At 65.3% G+C, this 21,612-nt stretch carries 16 protein-coding genes; 6 read left to right on the plus strand and 10 right to left on the minus strand.

What is annotated here, in order from left to right; genetic code table 11:
• Nucleotides 1–187 precede the first annotated feature (187 nt).
• Nucleotides 188–988, plus strand: a complete 801-nt coding sequence (locus EN853_RS02390; RefSeq protein ID WP_127857953.1) for a transporter substrate-binding domain-containing protein — start codon at nucleotides 188–190, stop codon at nucleotides 986–988.
• Between the two features lie 66 nt (nucleotides 989–1,054).
• On the opposite strand, the gene EN853_RS02395 is transcribed toward EN853_RS02390, so the two are convergent.
• On the minus strand, nucleotides 1,055–1,468 hold the full coding sequence (locus EN853_RS02395) for a tellurite resistance TerB family protein (RefSeq protein ID WP_127857676.1): 414 nt from the start codon (nucleotides 1,466–1,468) through the stop codon (nucleotides 1,055–1,057).
• Between the two features lie 157 nt (nucleotides 1,469–1,625).
• On the opposite strand from EN853_RS02395, the gene EN853_RS02400 reads away from it, so the two are divergent.
• Nucleotides 1,626–3,275, plus strand: a complete 1,650-nt coding sequence (locus EN853_RS02400; RefSeq protein WP_127857677.1) for a lysine--tRNA ligase — start codon at nucleotides 1,626–1,628, stop codon at nucleotides 3,273–3,275.
• Here EN853_RS02400 and EN853_RS02405 read toward each other — a convergent pair.
• The 8 genes from EN853_RS02405 to EN853_RS02440 all read right to left on the minus strand — a co-directional run bounded on the left by EN853_RS02405 (nucleotide 3,238) and on the right by EN853_RS02440 (nucleotide 12,641).
• Entirely contained in the window at nucleotides 3,238–4,155 is a 918-nt protein-coding gene (locus EN853_RS02405; protein WP_348631556.1) for a thermonuclease family protein, read from the minus strand. The genes EN853_RS02400 and EN853_RS02405 overlap by 38 nt on opposite strands.
• A 10-nt stretch (nucleotides 4,156–4,165) precedes the next feature.
• Nucleotides 4,166–4,807, minus strand: coding sequence for a helix-turn-helix transcriptional regulator (locus EN853_RS02410; protein WP_127857679.1), 642 nt, complete (start codon nucleotides 4,805–4,807; stop codon nucleotides 4,166–4,168).
• A gap of 94 nt (nucleotides 4,808–4,901) precedes the next feature.
• Nucleotides 4,902–5,444: a thioesterase family protein gene (locus EN853_RS02415; protein WP_127857680.1), complete on the minus strand. Its 543-nt coding sequence runs from the start codon at nucleotides 5,442–5,444 to the stop codon at nucleotides 4,902–4,904.
• 12 nt (nucleotides 5,445–5,456) lie between these two features.
• Nucleotides 5,457–7,676 carry a 3-hydroxyacyl-CoA dehydrogenase NAD-binding domain-containing protein gene (locus EN853_RS02420; protein ID WP_127857681.1) on the minus strand — a complete coding sequence of 740 codons (2,220 nt, stop codon included), beginning with the start codon at nucleotides 7,674–7,676 and terminating at the stop codon, nucleotides 5,457–5,459.
• 15 nt (nucleotides 7,677–7,691) lie between these two features.
• Complete coding sequence (locus EN853_RS02425; RefSeq protein ID WP_127857682.1) at nucleotides 7,692–8,900, minus strand: acetyl-CoA C-acetyltransferase; 1,209 nt, start codon at nucleotides 8,898–8,900, stop codon at nucleotides 7,692–7,694.
• A 31-nt stretch (nucleotides 8,901–8,931) separates the two neighbouring features.
• Nucleotides 8,932–10,104, minus strand: coding sequence for an acyl-CoA dehydrogenase family protein (locus EN853_RS02430; RefSeq protein ID WP_127857683.1), 1,173 nt, complete (start codon nucleotides 10,102–10,104; stop codon nucleotides 8,932–8,934).
• Between the two features lie 52 nt (nucleotides 10,105–10,156).
• Nucleotides 10,157–11,953: an acyl-CoA dehydrogenase gene (locus EN853_RS02435; RefSeq protein WP_127857684.1), complete on the minus strand. Its 1,797-nt coding sequence runs from the start codon at nucleotides 11,951–11,953 to the stop codon at nucleotides 10,157–10,159.
• 226 nt (nucleotides 11,954–12,179) lie between these two features.
• Entirely contained in the window at nucleotides 12,180–12,641 is a 462-nt protein-coding gene (locus EN853_RS02440; RefSeq protein ID WP_127857954.1) for a MerR family DNA-binding transcriptional regulator, read from the minus strand.
• Nucleotides 12,642–13,092: 451 nt separating this feature from the next.
• Between EN853_RS02440 and EN853_RS02445 the strand changes: the two genes are divergently transcribed.
• From EN853_RS02445 to EN853_RS02460, 4 genes are all read left to right on the plus strand, one after another.
• Nucleotides 13,093–17,184 carry a peptidoglycan-binding protein gene (locus tag EN853_RS02445; RefSeq protein ID WP_127857685.1) on the plus strand — a complete coding sequence of 1,364 codons (4,092 nt, stop codon included), beginning with the start codon at nucleotides 13,093–13,095 and terminating at the stop codon, nucleotides 17,182–17,184.
• Nucleotides 17,185–17,374: 190 nt separating this feature from the next.
• Nucleotides 17,375–18,292 (plus strand): sulfite exporter TauE/SafE family protein, encoded by a 918-nt coding sequence (locus EN853_RS02450; protein WP_127857686.1) that lies wholly within the window; start codon nucleotides 17,375–17,377, stop codon nucleotides 18,290–18,292.
• Complete coding sequence (locus tag EN853_RS02455; protein WP_127857687.1) at nucleotides 18,292–19,086, plus strand: TIGR02186 family protein; 795 nt, start codon at nucleotides 18,292–18,294, stop codon at nucleotides 19,084–19,086. Before EN853_RS02450 ends, EN853_RS02455 begins: the two co-directional genes overlap by 1 nt.
• 197 nt (nucleotides 19,087–19,283) lie before the next feature.
• Nucleotides 19,284–20,540, plus strand: coding sequence for an Hsp70 family protein (locus EN853_RS02460; RefSeq protein WP_127857688.1), 1,257 nt, complete (start codon nucleotides 19,284–19,286; stop codon nucleotides 20,538–20,540).
• Between the two features lie 2 nt (nucleotides 20,541–20,542).
• Here the strand turns inward: EN853_RS02460 and EN853_RS02465 are convergent, their stop codons facing one another.
• Entirely contained in the window at nucleotides 20,543–21,463 is a 921-nt protein-coding gene (locus tag EN853_RS02465; protein ID WP_127857955.1) for a LysR family transcriptional regulator, read from the minus strand.
• Nucleotides 21,464–21,612 lie beyond the last annotated feature (149 nt).

The following is a 21,612-nucleotide window of genomic DNA, read 5'->3' on the forward strand; positions in this document are numbered from 1 at the left end:
CCCCGAGTCCAGCGCGCGCCGCCACTTGCGAATATGCTAAACCATACGCCTAATTCGCCCGTTTGAAATCAAAAACAATTGTGCCTGCTCTATTTTCGTACGAAAAGCCAAGAACATGACTGGGCGGAGCCTTATGGTGACATTGCGGTGGATATTTCTGGCCCTGCTGCCGGCGCTGATCGGTGGGATGCCGCTCGCCGGCGCGACTCAGGCCGCGGAGCCGCAGGTGCCGGTGCTATGGGACGCCAAGGAGCGGCTGCCGAAGCCCGATGTTTCCGCGCTGCCAAGACTGAGATTCCTCACCACCACCGACTTTCCGCCCTTCAACTTCCTCGACGGTTCGGGCCGGCTTTCGGGTTTCCACATCGACCTGGCGCGGGCTATCTGCGCTGAACTCGGCATCGTCGAGAAATGCCAGATCCAGGCCCTTCCCTGGAACGAGCTCGACGATGCGCTGCAGAAGGGCGAAGGCGAGGCGATCATCGCCGGCATCGCGGCGACGCCGGAAAGCCGCGGCAAATACGCGTTCTCGCGCTCCTACCTGCAGTTTCCGGCGCGCTTCGTCATGCAGAAGGCCAAGGCCTTCACCGAGCCGATCCTCGACAAGCTGCGCAGCAAGCGGGTCGGCGTGATTGCAGGCTCGGCGCATGAGAAGATGCTGCGCGACTATTTCGGCACCGTGCAGGTCGTGCCCTTCGACAAGCCCGAAGACCTCTATGCGGACCTCAAGGCCGGCAAGATCGATGCCGCCTTCGGCGACGGCATGCGCTTTGCCTTCTGGCTCGGCGGCTCGGACGCCGCCGGCTGCTGCCGATTTGCCGGCGGCCCGTATCTGGCGCCGGAATATCTGGGCTCGGGCATGGCGATCGCCACCCGGGCGGGCGATCCGGCACTGGCGGCCGCCTTCGACTACGCGCTGCAGGAAATCTCGATCAACGGAACGTTCGCCGAGTTCTACCTGCGCTACTTCCCGGTGAGTTTCTTCTGAGGGCTGCCGATATTCAGGCGATGCCGGCCTGACCTGAACCTCAGCGGCCTTCGGTCCGTGCCTTTGTCAGGTCAGCGTGCGCAGGCGCGCCTTGGCCGCGCGAGCAATGGCGGCGACTGTCAGCGTGTCGAGATCGAGCTTGAGGCGGATGAGCTGCAGCACCCGCACCTCCTCCATGCGCATTTCGAGATCGACGGCCGCGACCTCGAAAGCAGCGGCGTAAGCAGTGTCCCGCAGCCGCTCCGGCAGCGTCTCGGCGACACGCGCGAGCACGCCCTCCAGCCCAGCCTTGTCATGCAGCGCCTTCTGGCATTCCTGCGCCACCGCAACCAGCTTGTCCTGATTGAAATCGACGAAAACCGGCCAGGAGCGGACGACGTCGCCGATCCGCGCCAGTTCGACATCAGTCATGTCGCGGTCGGACGCCGAGGTGATGACCATCAGGTAGATCAGGGCTTCATGCGGCGTCAGCGAAGGCATTCAAAACTCCTTGATACATCGCGCTCCAACGTAGGAGCGCCATTGTCGCGCCGCAAGGAAAACCGCCGCAAATCGTTGACGCTCCGGCCAGTCGCGCCTAGAGACCGGTTGAAAAACCTCATCGCGGCGAAAGCCGGCACATGACTGGAACTTTGACATGACGGGATCAAACATCATCGATCTCAATCCCGAGATGCTTGCGGCCGCCGCCGAAAGCAAGGCTTGGCCGTTCGAAGAAGCCAAGAAGATCATTGCCCGCTACAGGGACAAGGATTTTCCCGAGACCGTCCTGTTCGAGACCGGCTACGGCCCGTCCGGCCTGCCGCATATCGGCACGTTCGGCGAGGTGGCGCGCACCACCATGGTGCGGCACGCCTTCCGGGTGCTGACCGGGGACAGGGTCAAGACCAAGCTGTTGTGTTTTTCCGACGACATGGACGGCATGCGCAAGATCCCCGACAACGTGCCGGATCGCGCTGCGCTGGAGCCCTACCTGCACAAGCCGCTTACGGCGGTGCCCAATCCGTTCGGCGGCGACTATGCAAGCTTCGCCGACCACAACAACGCGATGCTGTGCCGCTTCCTCGACACCTTCGGCTTCGACTACGAATTCGCCAGCGCAACCCAATATTACAAGTCCGGCCGCTTCGACGAAGTGCTGCTGCGCGCGGCCGAGCGCTATGACCAGATCATGGCGGTGATGCTGCCGACGCTTGGCCCGGAGCGCCAGGCGACCTACAGCCCGTTCCTGCCGATCTCGCCGAAGAGCGGCCGCGTGCTCTATGTGCCGATGAAGCATGTCGACGCCAAGGCCGGCACCATCACCTTCGACGATGAAGGCACCGAGACGACGCTGCCGGTCACCGGCGGCAAGGTGAAGCTGCAGTGGAAGCCGGATTTCGGCATGCGCTGGGCGGCGCTCGGCGTCGATTTCGAGATGTTCGGCAAGGACCACCAGACAAATGCGGCGGTCTACGACCGCATCTGCAACATCCTTGGCGGGCGCGCGCCGGAGCATTTCGTCTACGAGCTGTTCCTCGACGAGAACGGCCAGAAGATCTCAAAGTCGAAGGGCAACGGCCTGACCATCGACGAGTGGCTGACCTATGCGCCGACCGAAAGCCTCGGCCTCTACATGTACCAGCGGCCGCGGCAGGCCAAGAAGCTCTATTTCGACGTCATCCCGAAGGCCGTCGACGAGTACTATTCCTTCCTTGGCGCCTACCCGCGGCAGGACTGGAAGGAGCGGCTCGGCAACCCTGTCTGGCACATGCATGACGGCAATCCGCCGGCCATCGACCTGCCGGTGCCGTTCGCGCTGCTGCTCAATCTGGTCAGCGCGTCCAACGCGCATGACAAGGCGGTGCTGTGGGGCTTCATCTCGCGGCACGCGCCGGGCGTGACGCCGAAGACGCATCCGGAGCTCGACCGGCTGACAGGCTACGCGATCCGCTATTTCGACGACTTCGTGAAGCCGACCAAGGTTTATCGCACCCCCGACGCAGTGGAAAAGGAAGCGCTGGCGAAGCTTTCGGAGGCGCTCGGCGCGCTACCGCAGGCTGCGGACGGCGAGTCGATCCAGAACGCGGCGCTCAACGTCGCGCGGCGGATCGAGCGCTATCAGGACCATTCCAAGCAGAGCCCGGAAGGCGGACCCGGCGTGTCGGTCGCCTTCTTCCAGATGATCTACCAGGTGCTGATCGGGCAGGAACGCGGGCCGCGCTTCGGTTCCTTCGCGGCGCTCTACGGCATCGCCGAAACGCGCGCGCTCATTGAGCGGGCGCTGGCTGGTCAACTGGCGGCGTAGGGGCGCCGTCCTCCGCCGGCAGGATGGAATTCGGCGCGGCAGGCGCCTGGCCGGTGGCGGCCGGTAGAGCCGGCAGGCCGCCGAGGTTCGGAGCCGCGCCGAAAATGCCTTTCTTCGCCGCGCGCGCCCTGTCGCCTGACTCGGCATAGGGGCCGCCTTGCGCGGCACGCGCCCAGCCGTTTTCCACCAGCCACTCGCCGATATCCTTGTTGCCGACCCGGCATTCGGCCGAGATGGTGTCGCGGCCGCCCTCCGGCGGCACCGCGCAGACCACGGTGCGTCCGCGCAGGAAAGCGCGGAACGCCGTCCTGGCGCGCGCGCCGCAAGCCCAGGATTCGCCTTCGTCGCTGCAGGTTTCGTCCGCCTTGACGACGTCGATGCCCGATACGGCGACCGCGTAGCCTTCTGCCTCGATGAGGCCGGCGGCGGTGGCGACCGGCTGGAGCAACTTGGTGCCGTTCCAGTCGCCGGGCATTTTCAGCTTGGGCGGCCTGGGCGGGCCGGCCAACGCCAGATCGCTGAGCGGCGCGCGCGGCTCGACCCGTTCCAACAGCTCCTCGGAAAGTTCGGGCGGCGCCACCACCTCCGGATCGATCGCCCGCGAATGGGCCGCCGGTTTCGGTGGCTGCGGAGAGCCCGGCGCGGGGATGGCGGAGGTTGCCGGTTCCTTGACCGCTGGTTCCTGGGTCGTTGGTTCCTGAGTCGCCGGGTCCTGGGGCGCCGCGTCGAGGTCTTGGCCGAGGATGGCGTCGGCGGCAGGATCGATCTGATCGACCGCAACGACGCTTTCGCTGCCCTTCAGGGAACGGCCTCCGGCAACGACCAGCGCTGCCATTGCCGGGACCGCCAGAAGCGCGAGGGCAAGATGGAGGACCCGCACCTGTCCGGACCTACTGGCTTGCCCAGACGATCCGCGCCACCCATTCGACATCGCGCATCGGGATGTCGCGGTCCGGGTGGACGGGATTGAGCGAGACCAGCACGATCGACTTCGCGGTTTGCCGGTCGAGCACCTTGGCCATGACCTCGCCGGCAGTCGTCTTGACGACAACGCGGTCGCCCTTGCGCGTCGGCGCGCCCGGCTCGACGATCAGCACGTCGCCGTTGCGGTAGAGCGGCAGCATGGAATCGCCCTGGACTTTCAGCGCATAGGAGGTTTCCGCCGTCCGCGTCGGAAGCTCGACCAGATCCCAGCCCTGCCCCGAGGGATAGCCGGCATCGTCGAAGAAGCCGCCTGCGCCCGCCTGGGCAAAGCCAAGCAGGGGCACCGCCACGCGCGGCTGCGGCACTGCGGAGCCGCCGCGACCTTCGACCAGTATAGTGAATTCTTCCAGCGAGGCGCCGGTGGCCTCGATGATCTTGGCCAGCGACTCGGTGGACGGCCAGCGCGGCCGGCCGTCGGAGGACAGACGTTTCGACTTGTTGAAAGCGGTGGAATCGAGGCCCGCGCGCCTGGCGAGACCGGAAGCCGACAGCGAATAGCGCTCGGCAAGAGCGTCGATTGCGGCCCAGACGCGATCGTGTGAGAGCAAAACCGCTCTCCTTCGAAACAGGAAAAAATGCCTCAGCGCTGTCTAGCGCGCGACCATGCGATTGTCCACCGGCGAAGCGCCGGATTGCCGACAATTAAGCCCCTTTGGCAAGTTTCCGCAAATTCTGATGAGAGGCCATGAAAGCCTGCTCGGCTTCCGTCGGCCGGCGCGGTTGCGCGGAACGCCCAAGCGCGGCGACGACCTCGTCGATCTCGAGAAAGCGGCGGCCACGGCGGTCATAGACGCCGCCGGCGGTCATGATCAGCGCGGCCGTCTCGCCATTGTCGAGGACGAATCGGTGCTTGCCGATGACCGAGGTGCCTTCCCAGGTTTCGATCGACGACACCACCTCGAAGCGGCGCCACAGCCTGATCTCGCGCACATAGGCAACCTGCAGCCCGCCGATCATCGGCGCCCAGCCATTTTTACGCGCCAGCGCGATCAGGCCGGCACGCAGGAAGATGTCGATCCGGCCGAGATCGGCCAGCATCATGTAGCGGGCATTGTTGAGATGGCTGTTGAAATCGATGTCGGTTGGCAGGCAGCGGAAAGCCAGCCGGCTTTCGCCGCCGATCGAGTAGGGGCCACGGCTTCGCGCCGTGGCCATCATGCGCGCCATGCGCGCCCAGACGTACATCTGCGTCGGCCGTCAGGCTGCCTGCTTGACCTCGCCCTTCTGGTAGGGGTCGAAGCGCTGGTAGAAGGTCTCGCCCTTCTCGGCCATGTCGAGCAAAAGCTTGGGCGCCTTGAACTCGGCGCCGTACTTCTTCTGCAGGCCCTTGGCGATCTTTACGAAACGCTTGGCGCCGATGCCGTCGATGTAGGAGAGCGCGCCGCCAGTGAAGGGAGCGAAGCCGAAGGCGAGGATCGAGCCGACGTCGGCCTCGCGCGGATCGGTGACGATCCCCTCTTCCATGACGCGAACCGCTTCCAGAGCGATGGTGACCAGCAAGCGCTCCTTGAGCTCCTCATAGTCGACCTTCTCCGGCTTGAGCTGCGGATAGAGGTCCTTGAGGCCCGGCCACAGCTTCTTCTTCGCCGGCTTGGCCGGATAGTCGTAAAAGCCCTTGCCGTTCTTGCGGCCGAAGCGGCCATGCGTGTCGACCATGGTGTTGATGAGCGCCATCTGGTTCGGATCAACCGCCTTCTCGCCGAGATCCTTGATGGTCTGCTTCATGATCTTCTGGGCAAGGTCGATGGCGGTCTCGTCGGTCAGCGCCAGCGGGCCGACCGGCATGCCGGCAGCCTTGGCGGCATTCTCGATCATCGCCGCCGGAACGCCCTCGATCAGCATCTTGTAGGCTTCCGACATGTAGCGCAGCACGCAGCGGTTGACGTAGAAGCCGCGCGTGTCGTTGACGACGATCGGCGTCTTCTTGATGGCGCGCACGAAATCGATGGCGACGGCGAGCGCCTTGTCGCCCGTCTTCTTGCCGAGGATGATCTCGACCAGCATCATCTTGTCGACCGGCGAAAAGAAGTGGATGCCGACGAAATTCTTCGGCCGCGCCGAATTCTTCGCCAGCGACGTGATCGGGATGGTCGAGGTGTTGGAGGCAAAGATCGCCGAGGACTTCAGCACCGCTTCCGCCTTCTCGGTGGCCAGCTTCTTGACGGCCGAATCCTCGAAGACGGCCTCGACGACGAGGTCGCAGCCGGCAAGGTCGGCATAGTCGGCTGTCGGCGTGATCAGCGACAGCAACTTGTCCTTCTCCTCGGGCTTGGCGCGACCCTTCTTCACCTGGTCCGCCATCAGGCTGTCGGAATGCGCCTTGCCCTTCTCGGCCGATTCCATATCACGGTCGAGCAGCACCACAGGGATGCCGGCCTTAGCCGTGACATAGGCAATGCCCGCGCCCATGAAGCCGGCGCCGAGAATGCCGATCTTCTTGAACCTGGTGTCCGGCACGCCGGACGGACGGCGCGCGCCCTTGTTCAGTTCCTGGAGTGAGATGAAGAGCGAGCGGATCATCGCCGCCGCTTCCTTGGTCTGCATGATCTCGGTGAAGTAGCGCTGCTCGATCTTCAGCGCCGTGTCGAAAGGAACCAGCAGGCCTTCATAGACGCATTTCAGGATCGCAGCGGCCGCCGGGTAGTTGCCGTAGGTCTCGCGGCGCAGGATGGCGATGGCCGGCGGCCAAAGATTGGCGCCGGCCGCCGAATAGATCGGCCCGCCGGGCAGCTTGAAGCCCTTCTCGTCCCAGGGCGCCACCGGCTTCAGGCCGTTCCTGATCATCGCCTTGGCGGTCTCGACGAGCTTCTTCGGCTCGGCGATCTCGTGGATCAGGCCCATCGACTTGGCTTTCTGCGGCGTGAGATTCTGGCCGGTCGTCAGCATCTGCAGCGCCTGCTGCTGGTCGGTCAGCCGCGGCACGCGCTGGGTGCCGCCGGCGCCCGGGAAGATGCCGATCTTCACCTCGGGAAGCGCCATCCTCACCTTGTCGGAATCGGCGGCGACGCGGCCGTGGCAGGCGAGCGACATCTCGAAGGCGCCACCCATGCAGGTGCCGTTGATCGCCGATACCCACGGCTTGCCGGAGGTCTCGATCTTGCGGAACAGGCCGGTCATGTAGCCGGCATTGTCGAACAGCGCCTTGGTCGCCTTCTCGAGGTCCTTCTCCTTGTCGACGGCGAAGGTGGCGAGCATCTTCTGCAGCATGGTGATGTCGGCGCCGCCCGAGAAAGTGTCCTTGCCGGAGGTGATCACCGCGCCCTTGACGGCGGCGTCGCCGGCCACCTTATCGACGATGGAATTGAGCTCGCGCATCGCCTCCTCGGTGAAGACATTCATCGAGCGTCCCGGCATGTCCCAAGTGATCAGCGCGATGCCGTCGGCGTCGATGTCGAGGGTGAAATTTGTGTGGCTCATCTTTTTCTCTCCCCGTCAGACGCGTTCGATGATGGTGGCGGTGCCCATGCCGGCGCCGATGCAGAGCGTGACCAGCGCGGTGTTCAAGTCGCGGCGCTCCAGCTCGTCCAGCACCGTGCCGAAGATCATGGCGCCGGTGGCCCCGAGCGGATGGCCCATGGCGATGGCGCCGCCGTTGACGTTGATCTTGTCGTGCGGGATGTCGAAGGCCTGCATGTAGCGCAGCACGACGGAAGCGAAGGCCTCGTTGAGCTCGAACAGGTCGATGTCCGACAGTTTCATCTTGGCGCGCTTCAGGAGCTTCTCGGTGACGTCGACCGGGCCGGTCAGCATCAGCACCGGCTCGGAGCCGATATTGGCGAAGGCGCGGATGCGTGCGCGCGGCTTCAGGCCCATCGCCTTGCCGGCCTTCTTCGAGCCGAGCAGCACGGCGGCGGCGCCGTCGACGATGCCGGACGAATTGCCGGCGTGATGGACGTGGTTGACCTCCTCGACTTCCGGATGCTTCTGCACGGCCACCGCGTCGAAGCCGCCCATTTCGCCCGGCATGACGAAGGACGGATTGAGCGAGGCGAGCGACTGCATGTCGGTCGAGGGCCGCATGTGCTCGTCATGGTCGAGGATGGTGAGGCCGTTCTGATCCTTGATCGGGATCACCGAATTCTTGAAGCGCCCCTCGGCCCAGGATTTTGCCGCGCGCTTCTGGCTCTCGACGGCGTAAGCATCGACGTCGTCGCGGCTGAAGCCGTATTTCGTGGCGATCAGGTCGGCCGAGATGCCCTGCGGCACGAACCAGCCCGGCAGGCCAACCGAAGGGTCCATGAACCAGGAACCGCCGGACATGCCCATGCCGACGCGCGACATCGATTCGACCCCGCCGGCGATCACGATCTCGTCCGCGCCCTGCGCGATCTTGGCGGCGCCGAAATTGATGGCATCGAGGCCGGAGGCGCAGAAGCGCGAGATCTGCATGCCGGGCGCCTTGGTGTCGTAGCCGGCCTCGAAGGCGGCGGCGCGCGGAATGACCGAACCCGCCTCGCCGACCGGATCGACGCAGCCGAAGATGATGTCGTCGACATTGCCGGTGTCGAGCCCGTTGCGGTCACGGAGCGCCTCCAGCGTCTTTGCCGCGAGCCGCACCGCCGGCACCTCGTGCAGCGAGCCATCCTTCTTGCCCCTGCCGCGCGGCGTGCGCACGGCGTCATAGACGTAAGCTTCGGCCATTTTTCTGCTCCTTGGGTTTGCCGAACGCCGCTCAGAGAGAGCGCCCGATCAGCAATTTCATGATCTCGTTGGTGCCACCGTAGATGCGCTGGACGCGGGCGTCGCGGTACATGCGGGCGATCGGATACTCATTCATGTAGCCATAGCCGCCATGCAGTTGAAGGCATTCGTCGACGACTTTGCCCTGCAGGTCGGAGAGCCAGTACTTGGCCATCGAGGCCGTAACAGGATCGAGGCCGCTATCGATGTGGCGCGCGACGCAGTCATTGTAGAAGACACGGCCGATCGTGGCTTCGGTTTTCAATTCGGCGAGCTTGAACTGGGTGTTCTGGAAATCGATGATCGCCTTGCCGAAGGCTTTGCGTTCCTTGACGTAGTCGATGGTCAGCGCCAGCGCCCGCTCGATCATGGCAATGGCGCCGGTGCCGATCTGCAGCCGCTCCTGCGGCAGCTGCTGCATCAGCTGGACGAAGCCCTTGCCTTCCTCGTGGCCAAGCAGGTTGGACGTCGGCACGCGGACGTCGTTGAAGAACAGCTCGGACGTGTCGTTGGCCTTCAGCCCGATCTTGTCGAGGTTGCGGCCGCGCTGGAAACCCTCGACCTCGTCGGTCTCGACGACGATCAGCGAGGTGCCCTTGGCGCCCTTTTCCGGATCGGTCTTGGTGACGACGATGATCAGATTGGCGAGCTGGCCGTTGGTGATGAAGGTCTTGGAGCCACTGATCTTGTAATGATTCCCGTCCTTCTCGGCGCGTGTCTTGACGCCCTGCAGGTCCGAGCCGGCGCCGGGCTCGGTCATGGCGATGGCGCCGATCAGCTCGCCGGTCGCCAGCTTCGGCAGCCACTTCTGTTTCTGCTCCTCGGAGCCATAATGAAGGATGTAAGGGGCGACGATCGAGTTGTGCAGGCCGATGCCGAAACCGTCGACGCCGACATGGCCGATCGCCTCGATGATGGCACTCTCATGCGCGAAGGTGCCGCCCGAGCCGCCGTATTTTTCCGGCATCGACGCACAGAGCAGTCCGGCGGCACCCGCCTTCAGCCAGCTCTCGCGGTCGAATATCTCGTTCTTCTCGAACTCGTCATAGCGCGGCGCGATCTCCTCCGACATGAAGCGCTGCGCCATGTCGTAGAGCATGCCGACGTCGTCCGCCGCCCAGGCGGGCTTCGGCAAGCCAAGAATTTCGGCTGGATTTGTCGCCACGATTTCCTCCGCGTTCCGACAAGTGTGGGCCGGCGTTGCCGGCCCGCCAAACCTAGAACGCTTCCGCCGGCAGCGCCATTAGCGTGTCCGCACCACTGGAAATGCGGGCAAGCCGCGTCGCCGTCTCCGGCATGACGCGCTCCATGAAGAAGCGCGCCGTTGTGAGCTTGTTGTCGTAGAACGACGCGGCCCCATTGGCGCCTTCCGCGAGCTTCGTGTGCGCGGCCTTGGCCATCTGGCCCCACATGTAGCCAAGCGCCACAAGGCCGAAGAGGTGCATGTAGTCGGTCGAGGCGGCACCGGCATTGTCGGGCTTGGCCATGCCGTTCTGCATCAGCCACATGGTAGCCGCCTGCAGATCGTTGAGGCCCTTCTTCAGCGCCTTGGTGAACGGCGCCATCTTCTCGTCAGTGCGGTTCTCCTCGCAGAACTCGCCGACCTCCTTGAAGAAGGACTGCACCGCGCGGCCGCCATTCTGCGCCAGCTTGCGGCCAACGAGGTCGAGCGCCTGGATGCCGTTGGCACCCTCATAGATCATCGCGATGCGGGCATCGCGCACGAACTGGCTCATGCCATGCTCTTCGATGTAGCCATGGCCGCCGAACACCTGCTGCGCCATCACCGCGTGATCAAAACCCTTGTCGGTGAGCACGCCCTTGACCACCGGCGTCAGCAAACCAGTGTAGTCGTCGGCCGCCTGGCGGTCCTTGTCGTCGCCGGCGCGATGGGCGACGTCCGACTTGATCGCCGTCCACAGCGCCAGCGCGCGGCCGGCCTCGTTGAACGCCTTCATGGTCATCAGCGAGCGGCGGATGTCGGGATGGACGATGATCGGGTCGGCCTTCTTGTCGGGCGCCTTGGCGCCGGAAAGCGAACGGCCCTGGAGGCGGTCCTTGGCGTAGGAAACGGCGTTCTGGTAGGCGATCTCCGAAATGGAAAGCCCCTGCAGGCCGACGCCGAGGCGCGCCTCGTTCATCATCGTGAACATGGCCTTCAGGCCGCCGTTCAATTCGCCGAGCAGCGTGCCCTCGGCCTCGTCATAGTTCATGACGCAGGTCGAATTGCCATGGATGCCCATCTTCTCCTCGATCGAGCCGCACGACAGCGAATTCCTCTCACCCGGATTGCCCGAGCCGCCGAGCTTGAACTTCGGCACAATGAAGAGCGAGATGCCCTTGACGCCTACCGGCGCGCCCTCGGCGCGGGCCAACACCAGATGGACGATGTTGTCCGCCATGTCGTGCTCGCCGGCGGAGATGAAGATCTTCTGGCCGGAAATCCTGTAGGTGCCGTCGCCATTGGGCACCGCCTTGGTGCGCAGCAGGCCGAGGTCGGTGCCGCAATGCGGCTCGGTGAGGTTCATGGTGCCGGTCCAGGCACCCTCGATCAGCCTCGGCAGCCAGGCGGCCTTCTGCTCGTCGCTGCCGTGGGTGACGATGGCCGCGATCGCGCCCTGCGTCAGGCCGGGATACATCATCAGCGCCATGTTGGCCGAAACCATGTATTCGGAGACCGCGGTGTGGACCGTGTAGGGCAGGCCCTGGCCGCCGAACTCGGCGGGTGCCGCGAGCCCCATCCAACCGCCCTCGCGATACTGGTCGAAGGCGTCCTTGAAGCCCTTCGGCGTCGTCACCGAGCCGTCGTCATGGCGCACGCAGCCTTCCATGTCGCCGACCCGGTTCAGCGGATGCATGACGTTTTCGGCAAGCTTGGCGCCTTCGGCGAGGATCGCTTCGACCACGTCGGGCGTGGCGTCGGAAAAGCCTGGAAGATTGGAATAGCGCTGATAGCCGAGCACGTCGTTGAGCACGAACAGCGTGTCCTGGACGGGCGCCCTGTAGATCGTCATGCCTTCCTCCACCCTTGCGGTCCCGGCCCGCCAGCAAGTTCCCGATCCAGGTCCGGATGGGGAGGCCGAGCCAATGTCGACGCCCCGATAGCAAAAATTGACGTTTGCGTAAACGTCAATCTTGTCGCAGCCAAAAAGATTTTTGGTGAGCACACCGCAAGGGCAACAAAAAAGCCGCGCGGCATGGCCACGCGGCTTTTTTGCTTTTTCGGAGGGTCGCGAACGATCAGCCGGCGGCGCTTGCCTGCAGCGCAGCGCGTTCGGCTAGCATCCGGCGCACCGCCGTCATCGAATTGCTCAGCTCGTTGACAGCGTCCTCAATCAGCGCCCGCTGCTTCTGCAGGCGGGCGAGCTGCTTCTCCGACTTGTCGAGCGCCAGCCGCAACTGCTTGGTGTTGGAGCCGGTCGGATCGTAGAGATCCATCATCTGCTTGACGTCGCGCAGCGAGAACCCGACCTTGCGGCCGAGCAGGATCAGCTTCAGCCGGGCCTTGTCGCGGCGCGTGTAGAGACGGGTCGAGCCGTCGCGCTTCGGATTGAGCAGGCCCTTGTCCTCATAGAAACGCAGCGTGCGCAAGGTCACGCCGTATTTCTTGGCCATCTCGCCGATGCGGACGAATTCCTCGCCGGCCTCGGCCGGTATGTCATTGCTATTGGCCGCGGCTTCGCCGGGCGAAACGAGTTTCATGGTCACTGGCTTTCCCCTGATGGCGTCGCGGTCGCGGACCAAGCGTCGCCTGAGTGGAAGCGGGGGCGTGCTTCCAATCGTGGTTTCGACAAATCAATCGCAAGAGGCACGGCTTCGCACCTTTTACGTTTACGTCAATTCTATATCGACAGCCGGCACCTGACGCAAGGGCGTTGTCTCAACGGAACTTTATGCCGCACCTCAAAGGGCGGCCCAGGATTATGCGCGACTTCTTAAGCTTGGTTAACGTCTTGTTTACCACGTTGGGCGAAATGTGCGCATGTCGGTCACCCGTGTTTATCCTGTAGCGAATTTTTCACGGTCTTCGAAGCGTGGGTGAAAAACCCGGGAAGCCCGTCTTCCTCCGCAGCAGAGCCGCGCGGCCGCCTTCGTTCCCGGCACGACTTTGGGAAACCGGCCTCGGCCGGTCATTCTGAACACGGGCGCATCGATGAACAGCAAGCGGTCTTATCTCGATACACTCAATGCCGGCAGGCAACGCCGGCCGCACACCTCGCTGGAGGAGCTGAACCGCTCGCTCGAAACGCTTGAGCAGCGGCTGGAACGGACCCGCACCGATACGCCCGAGCGCCCCGATCCGCGGCGACCGGCCGCCGAGCCACGCTATGCCGCCGCGCAGCCTTATGGGTCGCCCCGCTGGTACGAGGACCCCTACACCACGCAGAGGGAGCAAAATCGGGGACAGCACAACCCGGCGCCCGCCGACTTCGGCCCCAACTACCAGGCCATCGCCCGCGACATCGACCGGGTGCGCGGGCAGGAGGACGGCGTCGCGATGGTGGGTAAGATTGCCGTCGAGCTGCGCGGCCTGCGCGAGGAGCTGCGCCACCAGATGACCGCCGGCCTGCAGCGCGAATTCGACGCGCTGCGCCAGGATATCGATCGCGCCATGCAGGCGAGCAGCCGGCATGGCGCTCCCGCCGACAAGAGCAGCGCCGAGCTCGGCCTCGAGTTCGAGCGGCTTTCCGGCGCCATCCACACGCTTGCCGAGAAAAGCGACGACCGCAGCGTGAACCTGCTGCGGCTGGAGCTGGAGCAGGTCAAGGCGGCACTCGACACGCTGGCGCGCGAGGAAAGCGTGCAAGCTGTCGACCAGAGCGTGCGTGCGGTCGATCGCCGCTGGGACGATTTCGATCGCCGCTGGAGCGCCTTCGAGGACCGCGTCGACGCCGACCAGCGCCAGCGCGCCGAAGGCCCCGGCCTTTCGGTCCTCACCGACCGGCTGGAGCAGATCAGCAGCGCGGTCAACAACCTGCCGCAGTCGCTGTCGCTCGCCTCGCTGGAGGAAAAGGTGCGCACCCTTGCCGGCGCGGTCGACCGTTTCGCCAGCCAGCAGACGATGCGCGGCGGCGAGACGCTTGCCATGATCGACGAGCGGCTGGACGAGATCTCGCGCGCCATCGTCGCCTCGACGGTGGCAGCGCAGGCCAATGCCTTCGATCCGGAAACCCTCGGCCGCATCGAGATGCGGATCGCCTCGCTGGCGCAGCAGATCGAGGAGGTCGCGCAGACGCGCCCCGGCGCCGAGGTCATCGACCGCCTCAACCTCCTGTCCAGCCGGGTGGACGAGCTCGCCGGACGCACCAACCTGCCGGAGCAGGCGATGGAGCGTCTGGGCAAGCAGATCGCCTTGATCACCGACAGAATAGACCACGCGCCGGCAATGCCCGACGCCGACCACATCTTCCAGGGCCTGGAGCAGCGCTTCGACGCGCTGTCCAACCTGCTCGAGCGCCGCCAGGGCGATGCGATCGAGCAGGGCAACATGCTGTTCCGCGACCTCGAGCGGCGGCTAGACGAAGTGGCCGACAGGCTCGACCAGCGCGTGCGGCAGGACGACGGCGCCGGCATCATGGAGGCGATCGACGCGCGCTTCACCGCGCTTGCCAAGCACATCGAGACGCGCGCCCCCGATCCCGCCAGCGACATGGCGATCCGCGGCCTGGAAAGCCGTCTTGAGGACATTTCCAGCCGGCTGGAAATGTCTGCGGCGCAGGTCGCGGGCATCGACCCGGCCCTGATCCGCAGCCTGGAGACGCAGGTGACCGCCCTTTCGGCGCATCTTTCGAAGCCGAGCGCGCCGCTGCCCGAGTTCGAAGACATCAGCCCGCGCCTCAATGAGATCGAGAAGTCGCTGGCGGGCACACGCGATTCCATTCTCAGCGTCGCGCGCGAGGCGGCGGAGAACGCCGTCCGGTCGCTCGCCGAGTCGGGCTCCAGCACGGCTGCTTCCAACGCGGCCGCCGTGGGCGGCCTTGCCCAGGACCTGAAGACGCTCGAAGCGCTTACCCGCCGTTCCGACGAGCGCAATTCGCGAACCTTCGAGGCGATCCACGACACGCTGCTCAAGATCGTTGATCGGCTCGGCTCCCTGGAGGCCGACGAGCCCAGCGAAGCGGTCAGCGAACTGGTCGACCCGCAGCCGGGCGCCAGGCGAGCCGCCCGCGCCGGCAAGATCGCGGTGCAGGATGCGCCGTCGATGGATATCGACCAGCCATTGCCGTTGACCGGAGACATGGCCGATCTCGACGCGCGCGCCGCCTCCATCCTGCGCAACGAGCCGGTTTCGAAAAGCGAGCCGGTCGCACGGGGCGACCAGGTCACGCGTGGCGAGCTTAGCCCGCGCACGCCCGCTGAGGCCGCGGCAGCCGCCGCCATGGCGGCGCTCGGGTCGGACGCGATCGGCGAAAAGACCGGGAAGGCCGGCCGCAAGACGTCGATGTTCAGCGGGCTGGCGCGCGCCTTCAAGGGCAAGAAGGACGAGGACACGGCACCGCCTGCCGACTCGACACCGGCCGGCGACGTTCCGACCGTCGACATCGACGAACCGCTCGATCCCAAAGCGGCCAACCGGCCGCTGGAGCCGGGCTCCGGCGCGCCGGACCTCAACGCCATCATGAAGCGCGTGCGCGATGAGCGTGGCGGCCAGCCGGCCAAGCGCAGCGAGACCGACGCCGCCAAATCCGATTTCATCGCGGCCGCGCGCCGCGCGGCGCAGGCCGCCGCCGCGGAGGCCGACGCGCTGAAGCGGCAGTCGACGGTGACCGGTCCGGTGAAGGCGCTCAGAATCGGCGACCTGCTCAAGGCGCGGCGCAAGCCGATCCTGATGGCGGCCGCCGCGATCATGATGGCGCTGGCCGGCCTGCAGCTCGGCAAGGCCTTCTTCTCGGATCCGGCGCCGGTCGCCAGCAATGACGTCGCGCCGATCGTCTCCACGCAGACGGTCGACACCGCGTCGCTCAATGCCGGCGTGCCCAAGGCCGACACGAACGCCGCGAAGCCCGAGAGCGCGCCGGGGCACGTCGTCAGGCAGGCCGAGCCCTTGAAGGATGACCCGGCGCCACAGGCAGCCGTTCAGCCGTCCAGTCCGGAGTTGCCCGCCGCCGCGGTGCCAGCCGAGCCGGCGCCCGCTCCGATGGCGCTCGCCGCGCCGTCCCAGCCTGCGCCGGCGCCGCAGGCCTCGGCCAAACCATCCGAACCGGCTGCGCCGGCCGCGAACGCACCAGCGATGGACACGGATGCGGATGCACAGCCTGTGCCGGGCGCACCGGCAGCCGGGGCACCGACGGACGGCGCTTCTTCGGCCAGCACGCCGGCAACCACCTCCGCCGACACCACCGGCACCGTCCCACCGGCCGGCAGCCAACCCGCAAATTCGGCCGCCAGGATCGATGTGCCGACCGAAATCGGCCCGGTGGCGTTGCGCGACGCGGCAGCGGGCGGCGACGCCAAGGCGCTGTTCGAGATCGGTTCGCGCTACGCGGAATCGCGCGGCGTCAAGGAAGACATGGCGGCGGCCGCCAAATGGTATGAAAAGTCCGCCTCACTGGGCTTCGCGCCGGCCGAATACCGCATCGGCAATTTCTACGAGAAGGGCATCGGCGTCGCGCGCGACATCAAGAAGGCCAAGACCTACTACCAGCTCGCGGCGGAACAGGGCAACGCCAGCGCCATGCACAATCTGGCCGTCCTGTTCGCCATGGCGGCGGACGGCGTGACCGACAATGAGTCGGCGGCGCACTGGTTCCAGGAGGCGGCAGACCTCGGCGTCAAGGACAGCCAGTTCAATCTCGGCATCCTTTCGGCCAAGGGCGTCGGCATGAAACAGAACCTGGAGGAATCCTACAAATGGTTCGCCCTCGTCGCCAAGACCGGCGACAAGGACGCCGCGGCCAAGCGCGACGAGATCGCCAACGCGCTCAGGCCCGAGCAGCTCGAGCGCGCCCGCGCCGCCACGGAACTGTGGAAGGCAAAGCCGCTCAACGCGACCGCCAATTCGGCCGATGTGCCGGAATCCTGGCAGGACAGCACGCCGCAGACCACCGCCAGCATCGACATGACGAAGGCGGTGAAGAACATCCAGCTCATCCTTAACAAGAACGGCTACGATGCCGGCGGCGCCGACGGCGTAATGGGCGACAAGACCAAGAACGCCATCATGGCCTTCCAGACCGACAACAAGATGAAGCCGACCGGCGAGATCGACGCACCGCTGGTCAAGGCGCTGTTGGCGAAGAAATAACGGCAGGCGCGTCGCTTCCGCGACGGCTTGCCACAGATTTGCCTGTTAACTGATTGAGATGGTTTTTGTTTCGGCGCGGTGGCGGGGTTGACCCCGCCGCCGCGTCGGCGCAAGAAAAAATTGGCTTTTCGGTGCGAAACTGCTGGGGACGGCGGCATTCGCCGGCAGGCAAACTGATCGAGACTGACGGGTGGGCATCTATCTCCCGATTGCGGAAATTTCCGTCAACGTCTTCGTGCTGCTGGCGATGGGCGCGGCGGTGGGTTTCCTGTCGGGCATGTTCGGCGTAGGCGGCGGCTTCCTGATCACGCCGCTCTTGATCTTCTACAACATCCCGCCGGCGATCGCTGTCGCCACCGGGGCCAACCAGGTCATCGCCTCCTCCTTTTCCGGCGCGCTGTCGCACTTCAAGCGCGGTACGCTCGACTTCAAGCTTGGCGGCGTGCTTCTGGCCGGCGGCATCGTCGGCTCGACCGCCGGCATCTATGTCTTTGCGCTGCTGCGCCGGCTCGGCCAGTTGGACCTGTTCATCTCGCTGCTCTATGTCGCGCTGCTCGGTACCGTCGGCGGGCTGATGCTGGTCGAGAGCGTGAACGCGCTGCGCGCCAGCCGCAGCGGCGCGGCGCCGGTGCTGAAGAAATCCGGCCAGCACAACTGGATCCACCGGCTGCCGTTCAAGATGCGCTTCCGCGCCTCGAAGCTGTTCGTCAGCGTCATCCCTGTGCTCGGCCTCGGCGCGGCCATCGGCTTCCTGTCGTCGATCATGGGCGTCGGCGGCGGCTTCATCATGGTGCCGGCGCTGATCTATCTGCTCAAGGTGCCGACCAATGTCGTTATCGGCACCTCGCTGTTCCAGATCATCTTCACCTCGGCCTACACCACGCTGGTGCATGCCACGACCAACCAGACCGTGGACGTCATCCTCGCCTTCCTCCTGATGGCCGGTGGCGTCGCCGGCGCGCAATACGGCGCCAAGGCCGGCCAGAGGCTGCGCGGCGAGCAACTCAGGGCACTTCTGGCGCTGCTGGTGCTGGCCGTCGCCATCCGCCTTGCCATCGACCTGTTCGCGACGCCGCCCAATCGTTATTCGCTCGCGGGCCTGACCTGATGGCGGGACTGAGAGCATTCGCAGCCACCGTCTCGTTTTCGCTGCTCTTCGCCCTGTCGCCGGCGGCGGCGCAGACGCCGCCGGCCGTCGAGAGCATCCAGATCGGCCTGTCGACCGACGCCATCTCGATCACCGCCGGCTTCTCGGGCGCCGACCTCACCATCTTCGGATCGCTTGAAAATCCCGATCCGCTGGTCTCGCGGCAAGGGCGCTACGACGTGATCGTGGTGCTCGAGGGACCGCCGCGGCCGGTGGTGGTGCGCCGCAAGGACAGGGTGCTCGGCGTCTGGATCAACCTGGAATCGGAGACGTTCGATAACGTGCCGGTGTCCTATTCGGTCGCCACGACGCGGCCTTTGCAGGACATCGCCGAACCGACCAAATACAAGCAGCTCTCGCTGGGCCCGCAGAACCTCTACATGAAGCCCGCCGTCGAGACCGACAGTCCAGCGACGATCGAGGAATTCACGGCGGCGCTGCGCGAGCGCAAGACGGCAACCGGCCTCTACAGCGAGAATGTCGGCGGTGTGCAGTTCCTGTCGCAAAGCCTGTTCCGCGCCACCGTGCGGCTGGCGCCCAACATTCCGGTCGGCACCCACAAGGCGCGCGCCTTCCTGTTCAAGAGCGGCATGTTCGTCAAGGAGAGCTCCGCCCAGCTCGAAATCCGAAAGTCCGGTTTCGAGCAGTCGATCTTTCGCGTCGCGCACGATTATTCCTTCCTCTACGGCGTGTTCGCCGTGTCGCTCGCCATGCTCACCGGCTGGCTCGGACGCATCGTCTTCCGCAAGGATTGAGGCTTCCGGGGAAAATGGGAAGACCCATTTTCCCGTGAAAAGAGGGTTCCCCTCTCCGCAATCTTGCGGTAGACCCCCGCCTCCCGCCCGACGGGCAACCTACGCAAAGTCAATTCGGCAAAGCGGTCCGGCCATCCGGATGACGGCGCGCGACGTGTCGCCATCAATCCGCTGCCAACCAATGACAGGAGGCTGCGATGCAATCGGCATTCGGCGGCATCGATTTCGGCACGTCCAATTCCACGGTGGGCGTGATCCGCGACGGCCGCGCTCGACTGGTCGCGCTGGAGGGCGAACAACCCACCTTGCCGAGCGCCGTCTTCTTCAACTTCGAGGACGGCCACACCTATTTCGGCCGCCGCGCCATCGCCGACTACACCGACAGTGTCGAAGGCCGGCTGATGCGTTCGCTGAAAAGCGTTCTCGGCAGCTCGCTCGCCAACGAGAAGACGCGCATCAAGGCACGCCTGATCGGTTTCGTCGACATCATCGGGTTCTTCATCAGCCATCTGAAGAAGCGGCTGGAAGAGGATGCCGGCGGCCCGGTCGAGCGCGTCGTGCTCGGCCGTCCCGTTCAGTTCGTCGACGATGACGCCGAAGCCGACGCGAAGGCGCAGAGCGAACTCGAGAAGGCGGCGCGCGCGCAGGGCTTCAGGCACATCGCCTTCCAGTTCGAGCCGATCGCGGCGGCGCTCGACTACGAACAGACCGTCGCCCGGGAAGAGCTGGCGCTGATCGTCGACATGGGCGGCGGCACCTCCGACTTCTCGGTGGTGCGCGTCTCGCCGGAGCGCGCCGGCTCGGATGACCGCAAGGGCGATATCCTCGCCAATCGCGGCATTCATATCGGCGGCACGGATTTCGACCGGCTGCTCAGCATCGCCCATGTCATGCCCGAGCTCGGCTATCTGACCCGGACCAAGGACCACAAGCGCAATCTGCCGGCGAGCTATTTCGTCGATCTCGCGACCTGGCAGCGCATCAACCTCGTCTACACCGCCAAGGCGATGTCGGATCTGAGGCAAATCCGCTTCGAGGCCGAGCGGGCCGATCTCGTCGACCGCTTCATTCACATCGTCGAGCATCGCTTCGGGCATGCGATGGCCGGCCTGGTCGAAAGGGCCAAGATCGCGCTGACCGACCAGTCTTCTGCCGAGGTGAAGGTGTCATTGCCCGGCGCGCGCTTCGCGGCCGGGATCACGCGCGCCGGCCTGGAGGAGACGATCGGCCACGACATCGAGCGGGTGACCGCGACGGTCCGGCAGACGATCGCCGACGCTGGCGTTTCCGCTTCAGCCATCACCGCCGTGTTCCTCACCGGAGGCTCGACTGCCATTCCGCTGGCAAAGCGACGGATCCTTTCACTGGTGCCGCAGGCTTCCGTCATCGAAGGCGATATGTTCGGCTCTGTCGGACTCGGGCTAGCGCTCGATGCGCAACGGAAGTTCGCCTGACCTCATCCTGGGACGCGGTCTGGATGCGGCCTGGCGTCAGCCGATCTTTCCACCAGATGCGCCTTGAGTGCCATCTGGGCGAGGCTCGCCTGCCGGTCGCGGTGGGTGATCATGGCGAAATCGCGCTTCGGCAGATCGACCGGCACGGATCGCAGGCTGCCCTCCGCCAGGGAGCGCGCGACGACCAGCTCGGAGATGATGGTGGCGCCGGCTCCCGCCTCCACCGCCTGGCGCACGGCCTCGTTGCTGGGCAGGACGAGGAAGATCTGCAGCTCGGCCGGCGAGACCCCTTCATGGCGCGCAAAGTCCTCCAGCGCCTCACGCGTGCCCGATCCGCCTTCCCTGATGATCCAGCGCAGCCTCCTGATATCTGGATGTCCGGGCGAGGTCTCGGCGATTGCCGGATGCGAGCGCGCCACCACGAGCATGAGGCGGTCCTCGTCGACCTTGGCGCGTCGCAGGATGTCTGACTCCGTGCGTCCCTCGACCAGGCCGAAATCGGCCCGGCCGTCCAGCACATTGGCCTCGACCTGCCTTGTGTTGCCGATGGTGACGCTGAGCCGCACCGCCGGATAGGCCTCGTGGAAGGAAGCCAGGCGCCGCGGCAGCCAATAGCTGGCGATCGTCTGGCTGGCCGCTATCGACAGGCTGCCGGTGACGGTCTGCGAGACATGTTCCAGCACATTATGGGCGGCGGCCGCCCGTTCCAGAACCGCCTTGGCCTCGGGAAGAAAACGATGGCCGGTCTGCGCCAGCTCGATGTTGCGGCCGACCCGGTTGAACAGGCGCACGCCATGCTGGCTTTCGAGCGCGCGGATGGCCGCCGAAGCGGCGGACTGCGAGATGCCGAGCCGCTCCGCCGCCTTGGTCATGTGGCCGTGCTCGGCGACGGCGACGAATATGCGCAATTGATCGAGGGTCATGAGCAACTAAGAAGCAAAATCGATCGGAATTACAAGAGCTGCTTGTTAGACGGATCAATTGCTTTGTTCTAACTTTCCGCCTGAGCTTGGAAAAATTTGGCTTCCTTGCCGCCAAGGTTGGAAATGGTCGGGCGCTTCAAATTTCTGCT

Origin of the sequence: Mesorhizobium sp. M1C.F.Ca.ET.210.01.1.1, from assembly GCF_004791585.1 — a bacterium.
In the GTDB taxonomy this organism is placed as follows: Bacteria; Pseudomonadota; Alphaproteobacteria; order Rhizobiales; family Rhizobiaceae; genus Mesorhizobium.